This window comes from Bacteroides sp. A1C1, assembly GCF_004328515.1.
GTDB classification, from domain to species: domain Bacteria; phylum Bacteroidota; class Bacteroidia; order Bacteroidales; family Bacteroidaceae; genus Bacteroides; species Bacteroides uniformis.
In genome coordinates this window covers 3,683,731-3,706,896 of record NZ_CP036491.1, presented here as the reverse complement: position 1 = coordinate 3,706,896, position 23,166 = coordinate 3,683,731, and the positions used below count along the sequence as shown (strand labels likewise).

Annotated in this window: 16 protein-coding genes; 1 reads left to right on the top strand and 15 read right to left on the bottom strand. The window is 43.2% G+C overall.

All coding sequences use genetic code 11. The annotated features are described in order from the left end of the window. Positions 1-334: 334 nt before the first annotated feature. The 10 genes from EYA81_RS15200 to EYA81_RS15155 form a co-directional block, all read right to left on the bottom strand. Positions 335-580 (bottom strand): hypothetical protein, encoded by a 246-nt coding sequence (locus EYA81_RS15200; RefSeq protein WP_119961979.1) that lies wholly within the window; start codon positions 578-580, stop codon positions 335-337. After that, positions 568-2,559 carry a hypothetical protein gene (locus EYA81_RS15195; protein WP_131226004.1) on the bottom strand — a complete coding sequence of 664 codons (1,992 nt, stop codon included), beginning with the start codon at positions 2,557-2,559 and terminating at the stop codon, positions 568-570. The genes EYA81_RS15200 and EYA81_RS15195 overlap by 13 nt, the downstream gene beginning before the upstream one ends. A gap of 2 nt (positions 2,560-2,561) precedes the next feature. Next, positions 2,562-4,175, bottom strand: a complete 1,614-nt coding sequence (locus EYA81_RS15190; protein WP_131226002.1) for an O-antigen ligase family protein — start codon at positions 4,173-4,175, stop codon at positions 2,562-2,564. A 30-nt stretch (positions 4,176-4,205) separates the two neighbouring features. Further along, complete coding sequence (locus tag EYA81_RS15185; RefSeq protein WP_117600958.1) at positions 4,206-4,658, bottom strand: hypothetical protein; 453 nt, start codon at positions 4,656-4,658, stop codon at positions 4,206-4,208. Positions 4,659-4,960: 302 nt separating this feature from the next. Further along, a complete protein-coding gene (locus EYA81_RS15180) occupies positions 4,961-5,413 on the bottom strand; it encodes a hypothetical protein (protein ID WP_131226000.1) in 453 nt (150 codons plus the stop codon). Positions 5,414-5,633: 220 nt separating this feature from the next. Continuing rightward, on the bottom strand, positions 5,634-6,086 hold the full coding sequence (locus EYA81_RS15175) for a hypothetical protein (protein WP_129644048.1): 453 nt from the start codon (positions 6,084-6,086) through the stop codon (positions 5,634-5,636). 67 nt (positions 6,087-6,153) lie between these two features. Further along, positions 6,154-7,566: a hypothetical protein gene (locus EYA81_RS15170; protein WP_131225998.1), complete on the bottom strand. Its 1,413-nt coding sequence runs from the start codon at positions 7,564-7,566 to the stop codon at positions 6,154-6,156. Between the two features lie 49 nt (positions 7,567-7,615). Beyond that, positions 7,616-9,778, bottom strand: a complete 2,163-nt coding sequence (locus EYA81_RS15165) for a glycoside hydrolase family 97 protein (RefSeq protein WP_131225997.1) — start codon at positions 9,776-9,778, stop codon at positions 7,616-7,618. A 54-nt stretch (positions 9,779-9,832) separates the two neighbouring features. After that, positions 9,833-11,005 (bottom strand): FN3 domain-containing metallophosphoesterase family protein, encoded by a 1,173-nt coding sequence (locus EYA81_RS15160; RefSeq protein ID WP_117600964.1) that lies wholly within the window; start codon positions 11,003-11,005, stop codon positions 9,833-9,835. A gap of 9 nt (positions 11,006-11,014) precedes the next feature. Then, positions 11,015-12,223, bottom strand: a complete 1,209-nt coding sequence (locus tag EYA81_RS15155; protein ID WP_117600965.1) for a glycoside hydrolase family 27 protein — start codon at positions 12,221-12,223, stop codon at positions 11,015-11,017. A 509-nt stretch (positions 12,224-12,732) separates the two neighbouring features. Here EYA81_RS15155 and EYA81_RS15150 point away from each other — a divergent pair. Next, positions 12,733-12,972 carry a hypothetical protein gene (locus tag EYA81_RS15150; protein WP_119961984.1) on the top strand — a complete coding sequence of 80 codons (240 nt, stop codon included), beginning with the start codon at positions 12,733-12,735 and terminating at the stop codon, positions 12,970-12,972. Between the two features lie 769 nt (positions 12,973-13,741). On the opposite strand, the gene EYA81_RS15145 is transcribed toward EYA81_RS15150, so the two are convergent. From EYA81_RS15145 to EYA81_RS15125, 5 genes are all read right to left on the bottom strand, one after another. Next, a complete protein-coding gene (locus EYA81_RS15145) occupies positions 13,742-14,821 on the bottom strand; it encodes a CehA/McbA family metallohydrolase (RefSeq protein ID WP_117600966.1) in 1,080 nt (359 codons plus the stop codon). Positions 14,822-14,843: 22 nt separating this feature from the next. Then, positions 14,844-16,838: an NPCBM/NEW2 domain-containing protein gene (locus EYA81_RS15140; RefSeq protein WP_117600967.1), complete on the bottom strand. Its 1,995-nt coding sequence runs from the start codon at positions 16,836-16,838 to the stop codon at positions 14,844-14,846. A gap of 108 nt (positions 16,839-16,946) precedes the next feature. Then, positions 16,947-18,095: a glycan-binding surface protein gene (locus tag EYA81_RS15135; protein ID WP_117600981.1), complete on the bottom strand. Its 1,149-nt coding sequence runs from the start codon at positions 18,093-18,095 to the stop codon at positions 16,947-16,949. A 26-nt stretch (positions 18,096-18,121) separates the two neighbouring features. Then, positions 18,122-19,834 carry a RagB/SusD family nutrient uptake outer membrane protein gene (locus EYA81_RS15130; RefSeq protein WP_117600968.1) on the bottom strand — a complete coding sequence of 571 codons (1,713 nt, stop codon included), beginning with the start codon at positions 19,832-19,834 and terminating at the stop codon, positions 18,122-18,124. Between the two features lie 15 nt (positions 19,835-19,849). Then, on the bottom strand, positions 19,850-23,092 hold the full coding sequence (locus EYA81_RS15125; protein ID WP_117600969.1) for a TonB-dependent receptor: 3,243 nt from the start codon (positions 23,090-23,092) through the stop codon (positions 19,850-19,852). Positions 23,093-23,166: the final 74 nt, after the last annotated feature.

Genomic DNA, 23,166 nt, shown 5'->3' with positions numbered 1-23,166 from the left:
TGAAACTTCTTTTCCTCCAATTATGAATAACACAGCCTGCACAATCCCTATTCAGGAGTTATGTTACACAAAGTTTATCCCCAGCCTGCGGACATGTATCCCAGGGGTTGGTCTGTCTATCCCAAGGCTTGGGATAGACAGACCAAGACTGAAGAGCACTTTTTCTCCCTATATCTACCCACTTTATCCTTTATACTTCGAAAGTTTTTCTTTAATAGTTTGAATGTTTTCTGTTAATGATTGAAACGGGAATAGCTAAAGATTGAGGCTAAAGTTCCAAGCATACGGTTCTTTGATTTAACCTGCATTCCTTATAGTCAGGAGTTAGAAGGAGCTACATTAGTGGCTCAATTTTAATAAAACACCAATGAAAACTTATCATTAAAAATTGAGCGGCCCACCGCATTACAAATCCGACCATAAGGAAAGCAACACCGAAAACGGCAAAGTTTCTGCTATAGCCGAATATCCCTATTAGCAGGCTGGCTACAGACTGGAACATCGTCACCATCAACAATAAGGAAACCGTATCATTCATTTCATGATTCATATCAGATTCACCACCATTCATGCTTTCCATCCTCCTGTGTAAATATACGCCTCCTGTCCTTTCGTCTTGTTCCTCAACAGAAGCAAGGCATTCCGAGGCACCCTGTCATAGTTCATTGTATACGAACTGTCACCATACTTCTCTCCCAGCGAAACCCAGCCCGCATCAAAATAGAACAATTCATACAGCTCCCCCTTGTTTATCCCATTATCATCATTGTAAGGAGCATATACTATCCTCTTTATTTTCCGGACGCGACCGAATGACAGTCCTACCCAACCACCAGAGGATACAGGCGCATCAAAGTAGGTCAACATATCATGGTCAAACACTTTATATTTGTCACGGCCATTGCCATACCAACTACCATCCGTACCGATTATCTCCCCCTCAACCAAGTTATCCTGCTCGTCATACAATTCCAGCTCTGCCAGAAAGACATTCGAGTCAGGAGCAGACAGGTATCTGAGTGCCGTTGCCTCCACAGGAGTATCAAATACAATCGAAACCGGAGCCAGTGTTTCCGGGAATTCATCTATCGTACATACATCGGTAAATCGCTCGGAGACATCAGCCATTATCTGAAAACGGCCTCCTACCGTCCGACTCCTTGACAATTCATAGACATGCTTCTTGTCGGGATATTTCCGCCTTAAAAAAACAGAAGTAAAGGAGTTGACATCAGGGGCCAATAACCTTGTATCACCGTTCTCCTCCACAATAAAGGGATTCGATGCCGGGTACGTCTTGCCCCGATGGTAATAAGTGGCCAGGTAAGCATTACCCTTTGCGACCTTCTTGAATTCAACTTTTCCATTCTTGATACGGCCCCAGTCTATGGGAATCCATCCCTTATTATTGAACACAGACAAATAAGCATACTCCTTCTTTTCAGGAGGCGAGAACGACAAGTTTACCGTTGCCGCCACCGGAGTGAAATAGAGCTCGGAGACATCTTTCAAATGCTTGTCCTCAAACAGTGGGGGAATCTCCTCCTGCGGCAAAAGGCTTGCCAATGTGCCCTCTTGTTCGCTATACATCCTTCTGTATACCTTTGCCAGCCCGTCACGCTTCCGCATATCCGCAAGGTGTTCACCCAAAGGTACTTTGTCGTAAAAAAGAAACGGAAGCTGATAACCTTTGCCGATCAGTGTACACCAGCTGTGGCCCAAACTCCTTTTTCCCCATTGGGGAGTGAAATCAATGGCAACAGGAATGCCAAGGCTTCTTAACGAATAGACAGTCAACGCCTGTAACTCCTTGCAGTTTCCCAAGCCAATCGTAGAATAAAGCAGTGACGATGGAGAAAGCTCCGGTACAATCGTCGTATAAAAGAAATCCCTTTCCGCATATTTGCGGAGATAATAACTGCAAATGCAGGAATCGGCCATAGCGGTCCTTGCAAACGAGTCAAGAGCGACCTTCATGCTGTTCCTATAGTCTGTCATCCACTCTTCCAGTCTTTCATGCCCTATCCTATGCGGCAGTACATATTCGCAAAAATCCGAAAAATCCAGTTCCTTCGTCCAAGGATAACGCAGCGACTCGAAGCTCATGTCAATGTGTCTTATCAACTGCCCGGCAGTAAGATGTCTCAAATCACATTTTATCACCGAACCGCTTTGAAGTATCTTTCTGTTCAAGCACCGGCTTATACTGTCAACATCCCGCATAAAATCCTCCTGCACGGGAGTCCCGTTTATATTGCTCAGAGAATCTATCACACGCACGTACTCATCCCCATACACATAATCCAAGGAATAGCAGTCCATCATATTCCTTATCAAATAAACCGCCGCCTTATATTTCTGGCGGTCAGGACTGTCCAAAGAGTAGTGCTTCAACACCTTTTCCAGCTCGGACCTGTTCTCTTCAGCAGCCACAAGAGCCCGTTCCAATTTCAAATCAGAAAAGCAGGAGGAACAGGCAAGCAAGACCGCAACAAGCCCTGAAATCACGTTGAAGCCTCCATTCCTAAAATATTTCCGCAATATAAATCCCGCCATCATTTTTAATCTATTTCATCAAGAAACTGTTTCATCCTCCCCCTCACCTTAATGGAAAATGTATTCTCCACTTTTACCCGTTGCGCCAGAATATGCAAAGCCATCTTTCGGGCATTCACAGTATCTTGTTGCAACAGATACAGATTCCACAGTTTATAGTTGGGGCGTATACGTGTAGGAATCATTTCTGCAGCAACTTTATAAGACTCCTCGGCCTGCCCATAGCTTTTCCGTTCCAGATATATATCACCGCGCATACAATATGTTTCGCAAGAAAGCGGCAGCTTTTGTAACAAATCCACCTGCTCCACATTCCTAACCTTCCTGCCAAGCACGTCAATCAACAATGTTGAACTTTCACAGAAAAACAACATTACATGGCCACACACCGCCAATAACCCCATAAGAGGAACAACAGCAATTCCACAAAAAATTCTGTTTACACCCAGAACAGACACAGTTTTGCCACGACACAATCCTGTGAACAATGCAAAGTTCATCATAAGTGGCACCACATTGACCGGATATGAAAACATGGCGAATATCAGCCAAGCAGCCAATACGGCCTTCAATGTCCTTTCATCAGAAAAGACAAACGGTGACACCGCCACCAGCAGGAACAAAACAAGCCCGCACATTCCGGTTTCCACTGCAATATGCAACAGTTCATTATAGGGATAAGTCACGTTGTCGGCTACATTCAGAAAATCGGATTGAGGATGATTTCTGAAATAATCCGCCTGATAGAACATGTATTTCTTTTCAAACGCCCCTACACCGTGTCCCAATAAGGGCTTGTCCATCACCATATCCGATGAGACCCGCCATATCAGCAACCTGGCATTGGCCGACAACGGGCGATAGGCAAACAACAGGATACAAACAAATGCAACAGCCGCCACCGACAGACACACACACCACGCACGTCCACGCCATCCGAAAAATTTCATCTTCCCCCCATAAGCCATCAGCAATCCTGCCGCAACTGCCAGCAAACCGGCGCGTGAATCAGCCCAATAAAATGCAGTTCCCATAACACCTATCGAAGCTACTTTCAAGACAGTTCTCGTACTCCAATGCCGAAAAGAGGACGCATACAATAAAACGGCAACAACCAATCCCACAGCAAGATACCCGCCCAGCGGTCCCGGATTGTTGAAAGTGCCCGTCACATCAAACAGAGGATGGAGACTCGACAAACAACCCACTTTTTGCAAAAGGGCCACAACCGCTTGTAATGATGCAGATAATATCAACGCTGAAAAAAGCGTTTCTTTATGATTCACCGTTCGCGCCAAAATATAAACCACTGCAAACAGAAACCATCTGAATATTGAAAGCTCCGCAACATCTTCCCTTTGCAGTAGCCATCGCAGGAAGATATAGCTTATAAACAGAGCAACGGCTATGTCACAAGCTGTCAGACGGACTTCTTTTATCTTTCTGCCAGTCTTCAAAAACAATAGCAGTCGGAAGAAAAGCGTCAGCAGGCAAATAATCAAGAGTGGGAACAATGGCATATCATTTTGGAATACGCCCGTCATCACCAAGCTGCACAACGGTGCTGCAATTATTGCCCCACCCAATAAAAGTTCTTTACTAAGATAGAGCTTTTTCATTGCGTTGGAATATACAGATTTTATTTATCATTAGAACTTAGGGACACGCCGTTTTACAGGATATATTTTCACAGAATCATTCATAGACTCATTCCGGTCTATAAAATATATTTTATCATGAGACATTATATATTTATATTTAGACTCGGCATTGGTCTTACCTTCTACCAAATCCCAATCTACAAGATTGGCAGAGTTTAAAAAGTCTTTGGACTTAACCTGAAATGGATTGTCAACGTTGTCCTTCAAATTTTCATATATAAAATCATAAAAATACAATTGTTTACGAGTATCTTTAGCACGTTCAAATATACTAAATATGTGAACAGCATCTCTATCCCAATCTCTAATCTCAAAAACTTGTTTACTCACACCTTTAATATCTAATTTTGTAGAAGTGAAAATCACATAAGCACTTGATTGAGAATATACATATAATATATTATACAGTACAAATAAATGCAAGAAAATTATTTTTTTCATAATCGCTATTGTTACAAATTGTTCTTTATTAAATACTCATTAATTTTTTCTTTCTCTGATTGTGTCAAATTTTCAAATGCATCAGAACTCGTAGCTCCTCCCCCCATTTTCCATACTTATAAAAGTCCTCACTCTGACCGGGGAAAGCACTTTGTAAACGTTCTTCCATCTTGTCCACATGACTGCCTATATATTCATGGTGCCCGTCATTTATCTTCCCCAATCCATCACCTCAGATGAATTATTGATATGAATAATCAACCGTTAGATAAATTATAAGCCATTAACCAGCTTCTGTTACATTAATACTTAGGAACACGCCGTTTTACAGGATATATTTTCACAGAATCATTCGTTGACTCATTCCGGTCTATAAAATATATTTTATCATGAGACATTATATATTTATATTTAGACTCGGCATTGGTCTTACCTTCTACCAAATCCCAATCTACAAGATTGACAGAGTTTAAAAAGTCTTTGGACTTAACCTGAAATGGATTGTCAACGTTGTCCTTATGGTTTTTATATATAAAATCATAAAAATACAATTGTTTACGAGTATCTTTAGCACGTTCAAATATACTAAATAGATGCCCTGCATCCCTATCCCAATCCTGAACATCAAAAATAAGATTATTAACACCTTTATCATCCGAGTTCGTAGAAGTGAAAATCACATAGACAGCAGATTGGGAATACGTACACAGCACAGTACATAGTGTAAATAGATGTAATAGGATAAGTTTCTTCATAAGCGTTATTTTTTAGCTAACAACATGTCTACTTGGTGGTTACAAACCAACAGACATTGACTTTATCAATGAGAGTTCGTTTATGCCCTCAGCATATTTACAAAGTACCTTATATGGCAGAAATACAATATACTAAAGATAAAAGCCGGCTAAAAGCCATATTATGAATAAGCGACCGTTAGATAAATAAATTATAAGCTATCAACCGGCTTCTACAACATTAATACTTAGGAACCCATCGTTTTACAGGATATATTTTCACAGAATCATTCGTAGACTCATTCCGGTCTATAAAATATATTTTATCATGAGACATTATATATTTAAATTTAGACTCGACATTGGTCTTACCTTCTACCAAATCCCAATCTACAAGATTGACAGAGTTTAAAAAGTCTTTGGACTTAACTTGGAATGGATTATCAACGTTGTCCTTCCGATTATCATACTCAAATCTATAAAAATACAATTTTTTACGAGTATTTTTCGCAAGTTCAAATATAGTGAAAATATGAACTACACCTCCGCCCAAATTATGAATATTAAAAACGGAATGCTCTACACCTTTGGTATCTGATTCTATAGGAGTAAAAATCACATAGACAGCAGATTGAGAATACGCACACAGTACAGTACACAGTGTAAATAAATATAACAAGATAAACTTTTTCATAAGCATTATTATAAATTATTATTTGTCAAATATTCGATAATTTTATCTCTCTCCGATTTCGTCAATTTCAGAAACGCATCAGAACTCGTAGCCCCTCCTCCCCATTTTCCATACTTATAGAAGTCCTCACTCTGACCGGGGAAAGCACTTCGTAAACGTTCTTCCATCTTTCCACATGGCTGCCCATATATTCATGGTGCCCGTCATTTATCTTCCCCCAATCCGTTGGCTCGGACGAATTGTTGATTGCTGACAACAATTCAGGCTCTTTAAGTGCAAATTCATTGCTGCTGCCAGCGGTTCTGGATTTCTCAAGCAATTCGAGATGTGTATATTCATGCTCCATCACGATCATCAGTTGCAATTCCGTAAGCGAACTGTTGAAAGTCAGAGTCAAAGGTACATTCTTATATAATATTTCAGAAATGGTTGCCTTGTCTGAAACGCCCTCAGCCAGATTGCCGTCACCGGTCTTGCCCTCTTTCATTCTCACCACTTTCTTGATATTATCTATCAAACCTGCAAATGTGACATCAAGCTTTTTCTTTATAGCCTGAGCCTTTTGAGATAAGACCGGCTGAACATCTCCTCCATCTGGATCTGGAGGGGTAGGCCGGCAACTACCGTTGCAATTAGGATCACCGCAATTAGGACAACGATAATTGTCCGTACCGTCTTCAACCCATATCTGATAACAATACTCCTCCCAACGATACTCAAAATGACATTCTACATGAGTCTCTACAATACCTTCAGCCGTAGGATAACCCGTATGATAACAAATCTCATATTCCACCAAATGAGGGTCACAGCGGGTCACATAACCACGAGGACGGACCGAGCCGCGGTTGTCTCTCAGAGAATCCAGCTCTTCTCTGCTTGGCTCAGGTATAGCAGAAATTTTTCCCACAATCCGCCCATGATGATAAATATCCCCCCACATCATTTCACCTTGCAGACTGTAATGACGGATAGAGCCGGAGAAAGATGCCAGATCATCCAATCGCAACGAGGCCATGTCATTACTTTCCTCCATGACATAAGAATAATTACCGGTTAAATGGATTATGCTGTAAAGATACTCATTTTCATGTTTCTTTTCTATAAACAAGCGAATATCCGTATTGGCAAACTTCTCATCTTCGGGAATTTCCTCATCAAATTGCTTTCTTGCAAAAATCTTGCCTAAAGGCAGATTGAAAGGGACAACAACATAAGCGCCCTCTGCATCGGAAAAACTGACAGCCTCATTCCAAAGAGGCGTAATGACAATGTCATCATCCAAAGAACGCGTGACAGCACCCGCACCAAACGGAACGATGTCCAAAGCGTCCGCTTCACGTTCAAATGCCGTACGGGCTTCCGATACCGTCAGCTTCATCTCTGGAGGACGGAATCCCTCCGAGAAATCATGAGTACACGATGCTATCGCCAACCCCACAAAGAGTACAGAGAGCATCTTCTGTTTCAGTGTTTTCATAGGCATTATTGTTTCAATTAATTAATAAAAATGGCATCTAACGGTCAACCTATTTCCATTTCTTTACTCCTTTCATATTTTCCGGTGTGGCCTCTGTCAAGCTCAGGGCAAATCCACCGCTGCGCGCCAGCTTCACATTCATCTTGCTCTTGTTCGTCACAATACCTTTCCTAATCCGGTAAGCTGTAGCATTCTTTTCAAAATCAGCATCTTCGGCATCGGCATAAAGCGTAGCTACGTATTGCCTGCCCGGTTCCAGAAAGTCAAGAACAAAAGCTGAAGTACGTGCGTGCTCATCGGTAATGCCTCCCACAAACCAGTTCTCCGTACCCTTGGCTTTACGGGCCACGGTGATATAGTCTCCCGGCTCCGCTTCGAGATACTTGCTCTCATCCCAGTCTACCGCCACGTCCTTGATGAACTGGAAAGCGTCCAAATGAGATTCATAATTCTCCGGCAAATCGGCAGCCATCTGCAACGGACTGTAGAGGGTGACGTATAATGCCAGTTGCTTTGCCAGCGTGGAATGAATCTGCCCGTGATTGTCATGATTCATAAAATTCAGGTAAATGTCAAAGATGCCCGGGGTATAATCCATCGGACCACCAATCAGACGGGTGAAAGGAAGCACGGTGGTATGGAAGGGCTTATTGCCGTCGTAAGGCTCAAATTCCGTACCACGGGCCGATTCATTGCCAATCAGGTTGGGATAGGTACGGCACAAACCGGTAGGACGTACTGCTTCGTGCGCATTCACACAAATCTTATATTCGGCAGCTTTTTGTATGGCATAGAGGTAGTGGTTGTTCATCCATTGTCCGCAGTGATGTTCTCCACGGGGGATTATATCGCCTACATAGCCACTCTTTACAGAGTTATAGCCATTATCCGCCATGAACTGATAGGCCTTGTCCAGATGGCGTTCATAATTGCGTACCGAAGCCGAAGACTCATGATGCATCATCAGCCTGACCCCTCTGCTGTGTGCATAAGCATTCAGCATCTTCACGTCAAAGTCGGGATAGGCCGTCACAAAGTCGAACACGAAGTCACGAGAGCTCCCTCCCCAACTTTCCCATCCTTCGTTCCAGCCTTCCACCAATACTTGGTCGAAACCATGTTCGGCGGCAAAGTCTATATAGCGTCTCACTCTTTCATTAGTGGCGCCATGCCGGCCGTTCGGTTTGATTTTAGTATAGTCGTTTTCTCCAAAACGCATGGCAATCAGTTCATCCGTATAGCTCCATGACTTCTGGCCGGTAATCATCTCCCACCACACGCCTACATACTTCACCGGCTTAATCCATGAGACGTCTTCATATGCACAAGGATCGTTCAGATTCAGGGTAAGCTTGGAGGCCAAAATATCACGGGCATCATCGCTCACCATGACAGTACGCCACGGGGTTTTGCAGGGAGCCTGCATATAGGCCTTATTTCCCAAAACATCCGGCGTCAACCACGATTCAAAAACGAGTTTTTTGTCATCCAGGTTGAGATGCATACAGGAATAGTCCACCAAAGCCGCTTCATGCAGATTGATGTACAGACCATCGTCCGTCCTCATCTGCAAGGAGGTCTGCACACCCGTAGGCGAGAAAACAAACTGGGAGGCATTCACCGTCACCGCCTTATCCATCAAGCCGCGGATTTCGGACAAACGGGACTCAGTATAGTCGTACTCCTGAGTGTCATAGTCACCGGGAATCCAGAAAGCGGTATGGTCCCCTGTCATAGCAAACTGGGTATGCTCCTCTTTGACCGTAAAACAGTGCAGACCTCTTTGCAAAGGGAACTCATAACGGAATCCCAAACCGTCATCATAAAGGCGGAAACGGATGACGATATGACGGTCCTGTTCCTTCTGTTCCAACCTCACAGCCAGCTCGTTGTAATGATTCCGTATTTGTGCCACTTCGCCCCACACGGGTTTCCAGGTTTCATCAAATGTTGAGGTCTTGGCCTCCACAAGTGTAAAACCATCCATCAGGCCCGGATCGTCCTGCAATTCCAACCCCAGCTTCGATGGATTCACCACGGCTTTGTTCTTATAAGACAATCGATACACAGGCTCACCGGAAGAGTTCACCACAAAATCAAGCCGGAGGTTTCCATCCGGTGAGGTAATTCCTTCAGCCATTGCAGCTTTTCCCGCCATAACCAAAAGCAGAAAAAAAATCCATTTCACAGTTACATCATGCATGTTTCTCATATTATTTCAAATCAAATATTATTATTCCAAGTTCCAAAACAACAAATAACAAAACTATCGGGCCATTATAGAAATTGTATCCACTATCCCGCCACTCATATCCCTTATCTCAATATCCAGCCTATCCCTCTTTATGACACCTTTTAAAACTGTATTGGAGGAATTGTCTATTACCGGAAAATGCACTTTGTCCGTGGGCTTGTTATTAAAATATTCATGCAAATGCCCACACAGCATCACGTCAGCTCCAGCCTCGTTCAGTATCGGAACGAACTTGTCCAAGACCTCGGCCTGCCCGTGCCAGATGTCAGTTTCAGGCAAAGGAGGCATATGGGCGATCACTATCCTGAAAGACGCATCCTGGAATTCTCTGGATTTAACGGCTTCTGCAAGCCACTCCGCCTGTTGTGTACGGTAATTGTCATAGTCGGTGATACCATGATATTCAATATCAGAGTCAGGCTTGTCCTCACCGGTATCCAAGAAAATGAAGCAAGCAGGTCCCTGCCGTATCAAAAAATACAGATGGGGTTCCTTCGGAGAGAAAAAACGATGAAAGGAAGTGGCAAATGAGCCACGTGTCTCATGGTTTCCACGGGCATAATACAACGGTTTGCAGGTAGCGAACATATCTATGGAGATGTCCATGAAGCCTTTAAACAACTCCTCCTCATCCAGTAGGTTATTGAGCATGTCACCGTTATAGATGACCATGTCTGTTTTCTTGAAGTCCGCAGCGGCCAGCAATTTAGGTATATAGTCCGTATTGCCATGAATATCATTCAGCATGACAAAAGAGGCCACGGACTTGCTACTGTCATTGGTGGTAAATTTCAATCCTCGGCGGTCATAGATACTCGGAGCCGTAGCATTGCCATATATGACCTCCTCCCCCCTGCGGGAAAGCACCTCCCTGGCATAGACACGGTAACGGTAGCTAGTACCGGGAGCAAGGCCCGTGGCACGTACCGCATGCAATTCCGAAACATTCTTCACGCCATTGACCGTATCAAAAAACTTGATACGCTCAGTACGGTAATAACTCGTACCATCATCCGGAGCAATCTCCACCCAACCTATAGAAGGCTTATCCGAAAGCCAGACTATTGTCACTTCCGTTTCCTTTAGGTTCTGGAGATAAGGGCCGTGCTTGATCTTGATCTGCTCCTGGGCAAAGCCGGAAACAGACATGAGTATACACATTACACTGAAAAGTAGTTTTACCATGACAAATTATTATTTTTTGTTTTTAGGGGAAAGTCTTACCAAGACAACACCGTGCGCAGGGACTTTGAAACTCAGATTGTCGTTGGAGGTGCCAAGATGCCTATTCCCGTCCCAAATATCATAAACATCATACTCCAATTCCCAAAACCGGATATCCGCAAAGTGGAGATGGGATTTGTCTTTCCCAAACTGATACTCGAATGTCCACGGCTGTTCGTCACGATTGAAGAAGCATACAGCGGCTTCCCCGTCAGACAACTGCTTAACCCATATCTCATGCTGTTCTATTTTCATGTAACGACGACCCTGTATGCCCAGCTTGTCCTGATTTATAGCAATCACATCCTTATTCGTCAGAATGGACAGCGTCTCCCTGTCCATAGTCCTCAGGTCATTTCCCGCCAACAGCGGTGCGGCCAGCATACACCACATGGTAAAATGTGAACGGTTCTCCTCAGCAGTCAGCACTCCGTTGCCGACTTGCAGCATGTCCGGGTCATTCCAATGCCCAGGACCAGCATAAGGCCACAAATCCGCATTCTTATCGATGATATCCACAACACTGCATCCGCCCCAATGTACTGTACCTTTAAAGGCATTGATAATATCCCCCGTAGTCCTCCACAAGTGGCCGATACCTTTGGCCCATGTCCACGGCTTGCTGCTCCCCCACTCACAGATAGAGAACACCACCGGACGACCGCTAGCCTTCAAGGCATCACGCATGGTACGGTAAGCTCCCTGAGGACTCTGCCCCTCATCAAAGCACCAGTCATACTTCAAAAAATCCACACCCCATTCCGCATAAGTGCGAGCATCCTGGAACTGATATCCACGACTCCCCGGACGCCCGGCACAAGTCAGTGAACCAGCGCAGGAATAAATGCCGAACTTCAATCCCTTGGAATGTATATAGTCTGCCAAAGCTTTTATACCGGAAGGGAAACGCACCGAATCAACCACAATATTCCCATCCGCATCACGTCCCACCTGCCAGCAATCATCCACATTCACATAAGTATAACCCGCATCCCGCATCCCGTTTGCCACAATCAGGTCGGCCATCTCGCGTATCTGCCGTTCGTTCACATCACAACTGAAACAGTTCCAGCTGTTCCATCCCATGGGAGGGGTCAGCGCCAATGAGTCAGCTCCATCAGCATGGGCAACAAGAAAACTACACACTACAATCACAAAACACAAAATCCGTCCTTTCATAATACTCGTTTTTTATTATTATACATTTATTATTCATATATTCATAATTATACCAAGACTTATCGGTAGACACTCATGCCCCCAAACAGTGATCGCCCTTAAAAGGACTGATAAAAGTAATCAGGACCAGTGTACTCTCCTTGTATCGTCACCTCAGGAAGCTGATACACCTTCATCCCGTTGACAGTCTTATTGTTCACTTCGTACAAATATCGGCAGCCTTAGCCCTGACCATAGACCTCCATAAAAGCCGGGGGACTGATGGATAAGTGTCCTCCTTCAGCCGGATCTTATAGTGTTGTGCCTTTTTCCAGAAAGGGGTAATTATGAATCCCCTCATATCAGGGAAATCGTGGGTTATGCAGAAATTGCCCTATCTATCTTTAGCGATGGCCACTAATAACTTATGCCCATTCAGGTTGCCATAAGGAATTCCCAGACAACGCCGGATGCAGAAAAGCCCTGCTCTTTGTCGGAGAGCCCAACACTGACATCTGAAAAAGAGAGGCATGCTGACGGACAAAGACAAGGCGTTCCGTCAAAGCTTCTTCACCGCATTGAATGCAGTGAAGTGTACAATCACCTCCGGCATTTCCCTCTTGGAAATGAGACCTCAGTTCCATCGTAGAGATATGACTACGATGTACGACCTGCCCACATACGTGGGGCAACAATACCAACTTCTCTTCCAGCATGCAGACAGAAAGGGACACACATCCTATAGTATATCAAAGAATCATCCTAAGTGACAGACAAGGCAACCCGATCGGATACAGCTAGCAGCAATTTAAAGCGCTTTTCCTGGTCTGAACTGTCAGACGCAACCGTATAGTGAATTGCCATCTGTTGCAGATAATAAAAAGTAGCCAATGCCCTCATGCTCGCTTTGAAAAGTGGCCAGTATATCACCTGCCAAATTTGTTCTTCCGACACAGACTTTATTATTAGAATCCTTGGTACAGACCATATACTCTACGCTTTTCTTGGAGTATGGTTCTCCATCACGACGTAACAAAGTAGCATGAGGTACCTATTTTCCTTCTCCTTCTCATACCTCACCTTCAACATAAGCAAGGATTCCGTATCCTTATAGACAGCAAACTGTCGCGTATAAAAAAGGATTCATCTGCATTGCGCATAAGATTGGTGTAAGCACGAAGCCTATACCGCCCCTTCTGGAATATCTTCCTCCAAGAAAAAAATTACGGAATATACTCTTCTCCTCCATTATCTTCTTACGGAGCAGCACTTTATTTCTGTCACTGATCAATTCCACATACAGAAAACGGCTCCGGACATCCTGTTCCTATGCGTCCGCGCATCAACCAGATACCCCTTCATCCAAATGGTATCACCCACCAGATAAAAAGGCTTGTCCATATGAACATAAACCTTTTCTTGCCTCAATGAATCCATCCCCCCATTATCACCATAAAAAAAGGAGGAGATAGAAAAGCTAAAAGTATAATCAAAATTTTCTTCATAGTATACGAATTAATTAAAGGTTTATGACAAGCCCTACCGTAAAGACGACACATCAATCACCAGCTGGCTGTTATCCGTAATATAAGTGTTAGTGAACTTCGCCTTGTCATTCAAGCGGACCTTAAATTCAGTGGTTGCATTGCCTAATATGGTAACTGACTTATTATCCAACAGGATTTCAAAGTTCAGTGTAGATTTATTCATGACTTTCACCAGCGCCTGGTTATCATGCGTATTCTTCACCTCATATGTCAGACAGGCCTTTACCAAGGCCGTCAGATTCTTCTCAGAACCAATCAGAATATCTCCAAACTTCACAACAGAACGTCCGGCAAACAATGCCTCCTTTACCCCTTCCTCCGAACGCTCCTTGGCAAAAACAACTGTCATAGGACCGCTTTGTATATCCGTACGATACGTCTGCCTATAGACGCCATGTATATCAGTGTTTCCCATATATGTCAAACCGTAATCCTTACAGTAATTAAAAGCCTTTGGGTAGTACTCGAAGCCATTTACCAGTTCAATCCCATGAATTTTCTTCTGCCTGATAAGCTCTTCATGTACCTTATAGATAGTGCTTGTGTCATTGGGCCAGCCCGGATGATTCCACATGATAAAGGCTCCTTGGGCCAGAGCATTGTCTATTGCAGTCAAAGGGTCATCCACATCCAGCGCATTGGCATCGCTCAAGAAAAGGGCATTGATGTGCCCTATCGGTTTGGAGCGGGTGATTTCCGCTCCTTGAATAACTATAACCTTAGAACTTGCCTCAATAGTCTTGGCCCTTCTATAAGATTCGTTGTGGTCGGCTTTGATGTAACTGTTCGGACGATATTCAATATGATCCGTGATAGCTATGACATCCAACCCACGAATCGCCCCTTCCCATACGCGGTTTTCCGGTTTCAAATCCCCGTCGGAAAAAATAGTATGTACATGAAAATCACATTTCAGAGCCTTATAGCCGTCCACATCAGGTATATATATGTACTCTCCGGAATATGGCTGCTGTGCCTCCGGAACTTTCACCACATCCAGTCCCTGCAGTTGCGCAGGGACCTGGAAAGTAAAAGTCAGCAAAAAAGCGATGGATAAATATAATTTCTTCATTCTTCTCCAAATTTGACAGAATTCATTTTATTGGGGTTATTTTTACGAAAGTGACACCATGATAAGGCACTTTAGTCTGGAAACTGCCGTCCACTTCTCCCAAGTCCTTCTGCCTCCATAAATCACGGACCATCGCCTTCCCCTCAATACCTAGCAGGTTCAAATCAAAGTCGAATTCATAGTCACGCATCTGCATGGATTCAGCATCATCTTGATCCCAAAGAATAAAATAAGGATCCACATGGAAGAACCCTACCGCATAAGAACCGTCATACAATTTCTTAGACCAGATCTGTCCGTTCTTGACAAGCATCTTTCTAGCCGGAGCCACCATCGGATCCTGACTGACCGCTATCACTTCATTGTTTGTCAGAAGATTCAGTGTGAAGTCATCCATATTTGCCATATCACAACCGATCAACAAAGGGGCAGAAAGAATGCACCACAAAGAGATGTGGGAATATTGCTCATCAGCTGTCAAGTAAGAATCATGCACCTTGCTTCCCCAGCCTTGCCCCAATTTGCCAACCACCAGCATGTCCGGATCATTGTTTCTACCTGGTGCCGTGGCATCTGCACACACATCCTGGAAGGTCCCAATCGCAGTCACCACATTCCATTCGTCAGTAATATCCCGTGTAGTACGCCACTGATTACCTCCTGCTTCAGCCGCCCAATTCCAGACATTGGGAGCGCCATAACCTACACAAAATACAATATCACGTTTTACCTTATCCAAAGCATTTCGCATAACGATATAAGGTTCCTGAATGGTCTCTTCTTTCGAATCCTTTTCAATATCCAGATAACCGCAATAGTCATACTTCAAGTAATCCACTCCCCAGCGTTCCCAAGTCCTGGCATCAATTTCCTCATGCTGATAACTGCCTACATGACCACCGCATGTGGTAGCACCCGGAGAAGAATAAATACCGAATTTCAGTCCTAATCCGTGGATATAATCGGTCAGAGCCTTGAAATCCGGGAATTTGTCATTAGAAAGGATTTCACCGCCTTTGGTACGTTCCGGTGCTTCCCATCCGTCATCAATGTTTATATATTCCCAACCGTACGCGTGCAATTTCTCACTCATCATGCGGGCAGCATCCCTCACTTTTTGGTCATCCACGGAAAGTCCCCAGCAATTCCAACTGTTCCATCCCATCGAAGGGGTCAAGGCTATCTCACCGCCCACCTTGACCGTCACTTCCTTTTCGGCAGTTCCCTTGCTGTTGGTTGCCTTCAGTAAAACATTATAATCACCTTCCTTCATTGCCTTACCCGTAAAACGGCCTGTCTTCTCGTCCAGTCTGACTCCTTCCGGAAGCCCCTTTGCCTCAAAGATCATCGGACGGTCACCTGTAGCCATTATGGACCACAAGAAAGGACTGCCCGGACGTACACCAAAAACCAGCGGGTTATTGATAACCGGAACCTCAGGAGCCGGCGGAGTCAAAATATACTTTTCTTTAGCGATGGGTTTTGCCCAAGCACGAACAGGCTTCACATCACCGCGAGTTTCTATCTTAACATTCAGCCAGTCCGCATGGTCATACATGATACCATCACCACACTCCTCTACAAGAAGCAAGACTTTATCGACCCCCTTCAGACTCACATTGAATTCTTTAACGGGATCCCCTTTCTTCATGACCCCACTTTTCCAAAGTTCCTTTTGATCACCGACTATTTTAAATTGAAGCTTGCCGGCAAACCTATTGTTATCGTCGGCACCAGCAAGTCCGGAAATAGACACAGCCTCACTCTTCAAGTCATACAGTATACGACTGATAGAATGTGCCCCCAAACCGCGCTCATAAACGATACCATTGACTGTCAATGGTGTAAGCACGACCGAACGGTTTATCTCAACAGTTCCCCAATCCTGCACATAGCATGAGTCTTGGCCAAGTTCATCCAGCCACACCTCTTTGACCGGAGCAGTATTACAAGACTGCAGGGCATATCCTCCTATGGCTAAAACAGCCCACACAGCCATACATCCTTTCAAATTCATATTGTTTATCAGATTTAGTAAATAGTATTACAAAACAAATTATATCAAAATATAAATGAGGACAGCAATATATATTACCTAATTACCGTCCTCACTACAAAATACAGATCAATCCCCTTTTTTGCAAATACGAATATTATCGAAAGCAAAATTGCGGGCTATTTCAGGATCTATTTTCAGAAGCATATTAAAATTAGTGTATGAACCCGGATAATAGTCTGGATAATCCACAGATTGGAATACATTCCACGGTAATGTAATGGTCTCCCACCGATTAAAGTTCTGGACATTGAAATCTGTTGCAATCCAATCACAAGGAGCTGCCGCCCAATAATGATAAATACTGAAACTTATTTTATCCTTGATGAACTGATTGGATGTACGGAACTCACATTTCACCACATAATCCTTGCATGACTCAAGTCCCAGCATATCCTCCGTATATTCAATGCCACCCCTTTCTGCAATATACCACCACCAAGGATCTACATATACAGAATTTTCATCAATTCTCAAAAAATTTCCGCTCAAACGCTGCGGATCCTTCTCATCGGTCACAACATTGGCTACATCGCTTGGCAACAGTTCATCAAAATCCATGATCATGAATTCACGGTCATAATAACGTCCCGGACAGACCGCCTCTACATTGTGCTTCAATCCCTTGACCTTGACACGGATATTCTTGTCCACATCAACCGGCACCTTGGCTGTCAGATAATTATTAGCAGACCGTATAACAGGGGAAACCTTTCCATTGAAATCAACAACCGCATTCAGTGAATCGATTTCATACAAATTGAAAAAATCTCCATAAATCATAATAGTATCGCCCGGTTTGGTATACTCATTGAACATACGCGTCAGTTTCAAATCGGGAGCCAAAGTCTTGAAAGGAAGTTCAAAACAGCCCGTTGAATTATAAATATAGATTTTATTGGTCTTATTAGTCGCCAATTTCACAGGAATTTTCATGAACAGAATGCTATTCTCGGTATATACCTCCTGCATATCAACCTTGACATCATCAATCAAAATAGAATCAATATTATGGGTGTCCAAACCTGTTCCATGGACAGCTATAAAATCACCCAAAGCAGCTTCAACAATCACTTTATCTAAATCTGCAATGGTAGTTATACTGGCCAATTTTATAGGAATAGCCGTTTCATCGTCATCAGAACAAGAAGTCCAAGACATTCCTATAAGAAGGGCACAAACAAAGTACATCTCCTTTAAACTTATTATCTTTTTCATTGTATTCTCCATTAATAATTAAACAATTACCATCCAGGATTATTTTTCTCAATATAAGGATTACCGTTAATTTCATCGGGTGGAAGAGGCATAAGCCAGTGTTTTTCTTCACGTCTCTTCAAATTACCATTCTCATCCATTCCAATGGCGTTCATTACAGGCAGATAAATACCCCAGCGGATCAAATCTGTACGGCGATTGCCCTCCACCGCAAACTCTTTAGCACGCTCTTCGAGGATAAACGAACGGAAAGTTTCCTTATCAAACGGCTTTTTCTTATGACGTTCACTCACCAATGTACTATTATTGCGCCTATTCAACATTTCCATCTTGGAGAATGCATCTTGAGTAGGGCCGTTCAATTCATTATCAGCTTCTGCATAAAGGAGCAACACTTCAGCATAACGCAAAAACGGCCAATTATAGTCTTTACGTGTACCATCAATTGTGCCCGTTACAGCCGTAAATTTAGTGAAACGAGAGCCAAAATATGCGCCATAAGCAGGCTGGTCTGTTTTCTGATAAGGCTCGATGCCTTCATATGGTGCTTCTTCACGATTCACATAGACACTATCTCTTAACGGATAGTAATACCAAGTATAAACTCCAGTTTCTGAATTGTAAGAACCAGGATAACGGTGTAGGATTCCCCAGGTAATGCGTTCATCATCCCAATCATCAAACATTTGTAGCCAATGGTCACGGTAGGTATAATACCCTTTACCCATCGTGCCATCATCATCCCAATACCCATAATAAGATTCACTTAAATAATTTCCAGACAAATTGTCTCCATCAGGATAAGTCTGAAGACAGAACAAGAATTCTGGACCATTCTTATTGGAAAGAGCCCACAAGTCTTTCTGGCTGGCAGCCAATGTACACTCACCTTCTGTTATTACCTCACCCGCCTTTTCTTTCGCCAATCTATAATATTCTTGTGAATCAAACTCCTCATAACCAGGAAGACGAATCTTATCATGCCAAATTTCCTGAGGCATTAGAGCAGACTCTGTACCATCAGGATTAGTCACTTTGCCGGGACCACCTTTGACCATAACCCTGCCACTCTCCATTGAAGCAGAACCAATCGTCGCATACACTAAAGCCAACAGTGATTTAGCAGAGGCACGAAAAACATGCCCTTTCTGATAATTGGCATCCGTACGAGGCATAAGCAAAGTTTCGGCTTCTTTTAGATTTGCAATAATATCTTCATATACCTCCTTAACAGAGGCTCTAGGCTGGTAAGTATCATTTCCCTCATTAATAGACGTTTTAAATATTGGAATAGGACCAAAGCGACGTACCAGCTCAAATTCGGCCCACGCTTTAAGGAACCGAAGTTCACCAAGAGCATTATTCTTCTCCTTTTCAGCCACATTAGTCATCGTACTTATCAAATAGTAATGATAGTTAGCACGATGAATGGCAGTCGAATAATATTCAAAAAGGTTATTAATACTACCATTGTTATAAAAGTTACCAGTTCCGGTTTCCTTAAAAGCCCAACCAGGACCTGTCTGATAATCATTATCATAATTAACCGCAGAGTCATAACTACCCCACTCAAACAACCAAGCCAATGGCTGATAAGCACCATTCACCAGCAGTTCATATTCACCGTCAGCAGCAAGATCCTCACCTGAAATAAATGTATATACTTCTTCATCCAATGAACAAGAAGTCATCAACATGGAACCCAAGCCCAATGTCATTAAAATATTCTTGATTTTCATACTAACATCAATTATTTAAAATCCAATTTGAATACCAAAGTTGAATGTGCGAGCACTCGGATAGGAAGCCATATCCACACCTCTACGTTTAGGGTCACTACCAAAAGAGTTCACATCAGGATCCATCCAACTATAACCAGAGATAGTGAACAAATTTGAGACACTGACTGCCAGATTGATACTTTCCACAAATTTGATAGGATGGCGGAAACGATAACTTAAGCTGACATTCTTACAACGTAGATAAGAACCGTCCTCAATGTAACGGTCAGAGGCCTTCATTGCACGTGTGCTGGTTCTACTGGCTCGTGGCCATTTAGCATTTGCCCTATTCTCTGCGGTCCAACGATTATTGTAAATAAAATAAGGCATATTATCCACACTGGCCATATCAAACTTCTTAAGATTGACATTAAGAATATCATTACCTTGTGTTCCCTGCAAAAAGAAACTGAATGTCCAGTTTTTCCATTCCAATGTATTGGTTATACCATATTGGAAATCGGGATTGGTGTCACCAATTATCTGGCGATCACGGTTGTCAATCACAGGATCCTCATCAAAATTCTTATATTTGACCTCCCCTACCATGCTCTTTACCTTAGAATCCGTTTCATTCCTATAATAAGGATCCGCACGTACCTCAGCCTCATTATCATAAAATCCATCTTCAACATAACCATACAACGTACCAATAGGCTCACCATTACGTACCAAAAACATATTTTCAATCCCCCAAGCAACATCCGAGTATTGATCTGAATCCAAGCCACCTACTTTATTGCGGTTAAAAGATATGTTAGCATCAATGCTCCACAAAAAATTGCGTACTTTGACAGGAATAAAATGTCCGGAAATTTCCAGACCTTTATTCGTCACATTCCCATAATTGGCCTGTATACGACTGAACCCGGAACTCATGGGGATAAGCTTGTCAAGCAACAAATCCTTTGTTTTCTTATAATAAGCGTCGACCGTCAAGTTTACACGACTATTCAAGAAAGCAATATCTAAACCCACATCGAACTGGTTGGTCGTCTCCCACTTCAAAAGAGTTGCAGCCGGACCGCCCCAACGGTCCTCAGCCATACCGCTCTGTAAAGAACCGCCCATGCCATAATCAGAAGTTACAAAGCGAGAACGGGTAGCATATGCACTGACACCTTGCCCTCCTGTCTGACCGGCACTGACACGCAGCTTTAAATTATCAAAAAAATTCAACCTTTTCAGAAAAGCTTCATCAGAAAGACGCCACGCAATGGCACCAGAATAGAAATTATCCCAACGATGTGATTCCGACAGTTTGCTAGATCCGTCACGGCGCATTGAAAATGTAAACAAATAACGGTCCAATAAATTATAATTAGCCCTAAACAAATAGGACATCAACTGAGATTTCCCTCTACTGCTCTCAATCCGGCGATCTTTAATACCGGCTTGAATCACATTGTCTTCATTCATGTCATTAGGGAAATTGGATGCCGCCATCCATTTACTGTGCCACATATATTTTTCATAAGTCATACCAAACATGGCATTAACAGCATGGATTCCAATTTTTTTATCAAAAGTCAATAGAGACTCTGTCGTGATACTTTCATAGGCGTCATCGGATTTCGTCGCATATCCATTAGTAGGAGAGATTCCGGAACCGGTCCAACGATTATTATAGGTATTACGTTCATAGTAACTGTAACCATAACCAAATTTTTGACGATATCTCAGCCAGTCAGTAAACTTCAGTTCACCAAAACTGGAAATAAAAACATTAAGTGTCTCCTGAATGTTCTTTTCCGTGTGTACAGTCAGATAGGGATTGGCTAAACCGGTAGAAAAATCTTCTGAGAAGCCTGAGTCTTTATCCGGATCAAACACAGGACGGGTCGGGTTGAATGAAATGGCAGCAGGAATCACACCATAAGTTTCACTATTAGTACGGGCAAAACGATTATCCGCTGTTGCGAAACTGATATTAGTACCTAACTCTAAAAAATCATTGATTTTACGGTTATTGTTAGCTCTTGCCGTATAACGCCTATAGTAAGAATTCACAATTACACCTTGCTGATCTGTATACCCGCCAGAATACATGTAGCTGCCTTTCTTATCACCACCTGATACGGTAACATTGTAATCCTGGCTAATTGCAGTCTGAAAGATCTGGTCTTGCCAGTTGGTTCCATAGAACATCTTTCCTTTATAATCAAAACCATTGCGGTAATCCCAAGGGCTGGGCTTATATTCCTTACCTACTACCACCATCTCACCTGTGATGGGATCGGGTTCCTTTATTTCAGACCAATATCCCTGCAATGGATATTCCAAAGAACTGTCAGCCTCCGAATAACCGTCATACAACAGCCCGTTCGTGATTCGTTCATTACGATATAAGGCATAGTCACATGCGTCAAGCACATCTATTCTCTTAACGGGATTGGAAATACTGAGATTGGCAGAGAGTTGAACTTTAGTCTTTCCCTCAGAACCTGATTTGGTAGTAATCAAAACAACCCCATTGGCTGCACGGGAACCATAAATGGCAGTAGCCGAAGCGTCCTTCAAAACCTCAATGGAGAGAATGTCCTGCGGACTGATGGTACTCAAGGGGTTATTACTTTGCTTCATGCCAAAGTCTGTAGAACGCCCTTCTCCCATGGAATACGGCATGCCGTCAACCACATACAAAGGTTCCGTACTGGTAGTAAATGAATTCGCACCACGGATCTGGATATTGATACCCGCACCAGGAGCACCGTCTGATTGAGACACATTTACACCTGCCATTTTTCCTTGCAGACCCTGGTTTATGCTCACAGGGTTGGTTTTTAGCAAGTCCTCACTTTTCAAGGATGATACAGCACCTGTAAGGTCACGTTTTTTCACACTGCCATAACCAATGACTACTGTTTCTTCCAGCATCTGGCTGTCCTCCGACAATGTCACGTTGACCGTATTTCTGCCCTTCACTGCGACCTCCTGTGTCCTGTAACCTATATAAGAGAATATCAATGTCGCATTTTTTGAGACACTGATCACATAGCGTCCATCGGCATTCGTGATAGTACCGTTCCTCTTGTCATTCTTGACACGCACGGTAACACCGATAACCGGTTCGCCCAGTTCGTCCAGAACAACTCCTGTTACTTTAGAAGCCTGGAACACCTCTGTGGTTTCGGCCTTCAGCCCGTTCGGCACAACCATCAGGACAACCAACAGTATGCCAACAATACATTTCATTGATGTGTGTAATCTTTTCATAGATTTTCTATTGATTAAATAATTAAATGAAGTTTTTCAATGCATTCAATGTCCGATTCCCATCTGTCAAGGAT

Coding starts and splice junctions, on each gene's coding strand:
- EYA81_RS15185 (WP_117600958.1), bottom strand. CDS start 4,658: ATGAAAAAAATAATTTTCTTGCATTTATTTGTACTGTATAATATATTA.
- EYA81_RS15140 (WP_117600967.1), bottom strand. CDS start 16,838: ATGAATTTGAAAGGATGTATGGCTGTGTGGGCTGTTTTAGCCATAGGA.
- EYA81_RS15175 (WP_129644048.1), bottom strand. CDS start 6,086: ATGAAAAAGTTTATCTTGTTATATTTATTTACACTGTGTACTGTACTG.
- EYA81_RS15180 (WP_131226000.1), bottom strand. CDS start 5,413: ATGAAGAAACTTATCCTATTACATCTATTTACACTATGTACTGTGCTG.
- EYA81_RS15165 (WP_131225997.1), bottom strand. CDS start 9,778: ATGAGAAACATGCATGATGTAACTGTGAAATGGATTTTTTTTCTGCTT.
- EYA81_RS15150 (WP_119961984.1), top strand. CDS start 12,733: ATGCTGACGGACAAAGACAAGGCGTTCCGTCAAAGCTTCTTCACCGCA.
- EYA81_RS15125 (WP_117600969.1), bottom strand. CDS start 23,092: ATGAAAAGATTACACACATCAATGAAATGTATTGTTGGCATACTGTTG.
- EYA81_RS15135 (WP_117600981.1), bottom strand. CDS start 18,095: ATGAAAAAGATAATAAGTTTAAAGGAGATGTACTTTGTTTGTGCCCTT.
- EYA81_RS15170 (WP_131225998.1), bottom strand. CDS start 7,566: ATGAAAACACTGAAACAGAAGATGCTCTCTGTACTCTTTGTGGGGTTG.
- EYA81_RS15155 (WP_117600965.1), bottom strand. CDS start 12,223: ATGAAAGGACGGATTTTGTGTTTTGTGATTGTAGTGTGTAGTTTTCTT.
- EYA81_RS15200 (WP_119961979.1), bottom strand. CDS start 580: ATGGAAAGCATGAATGGTGGTGAATCTGATATGAATCATGAAATGAAT.
- EYA81_RS15160 (WP_117600964.1), bottom strand. CDS start 11,005: ATGGTAAAACTACTTTTCAGTGTAATGTGTATACTCATGTCTGTTTCC.
- EYA81_RS15145 (WP_117600966.1), bottom strand. CDS start 14,821: ATGAAGAAATTATATTTATCCATCGCTTTTTTGCTGACTTTTACTTTC.
- EYA81_RS15195 (WP_131226004.1), bottom strand. CDS start 2,559: ATGATGGCGGGATTTATATTGCGGAAATATTTTAGGAATGGAGGCTTC.
- EYA81_RS15130 (WP_117600968.1), bottom strand. CDS start 19,834: ATGAAAATCAAGAATATTTTAATGACATTGGGCTTGGGTTCCATGTTG.
- EYA81_RS15190 (WP_131226002.1), bottom strand. CDS start 4,175: ATGAAAAAGCTCTATCTTAGTAAAGAACTTTTATTGGGTGGGGCAATA.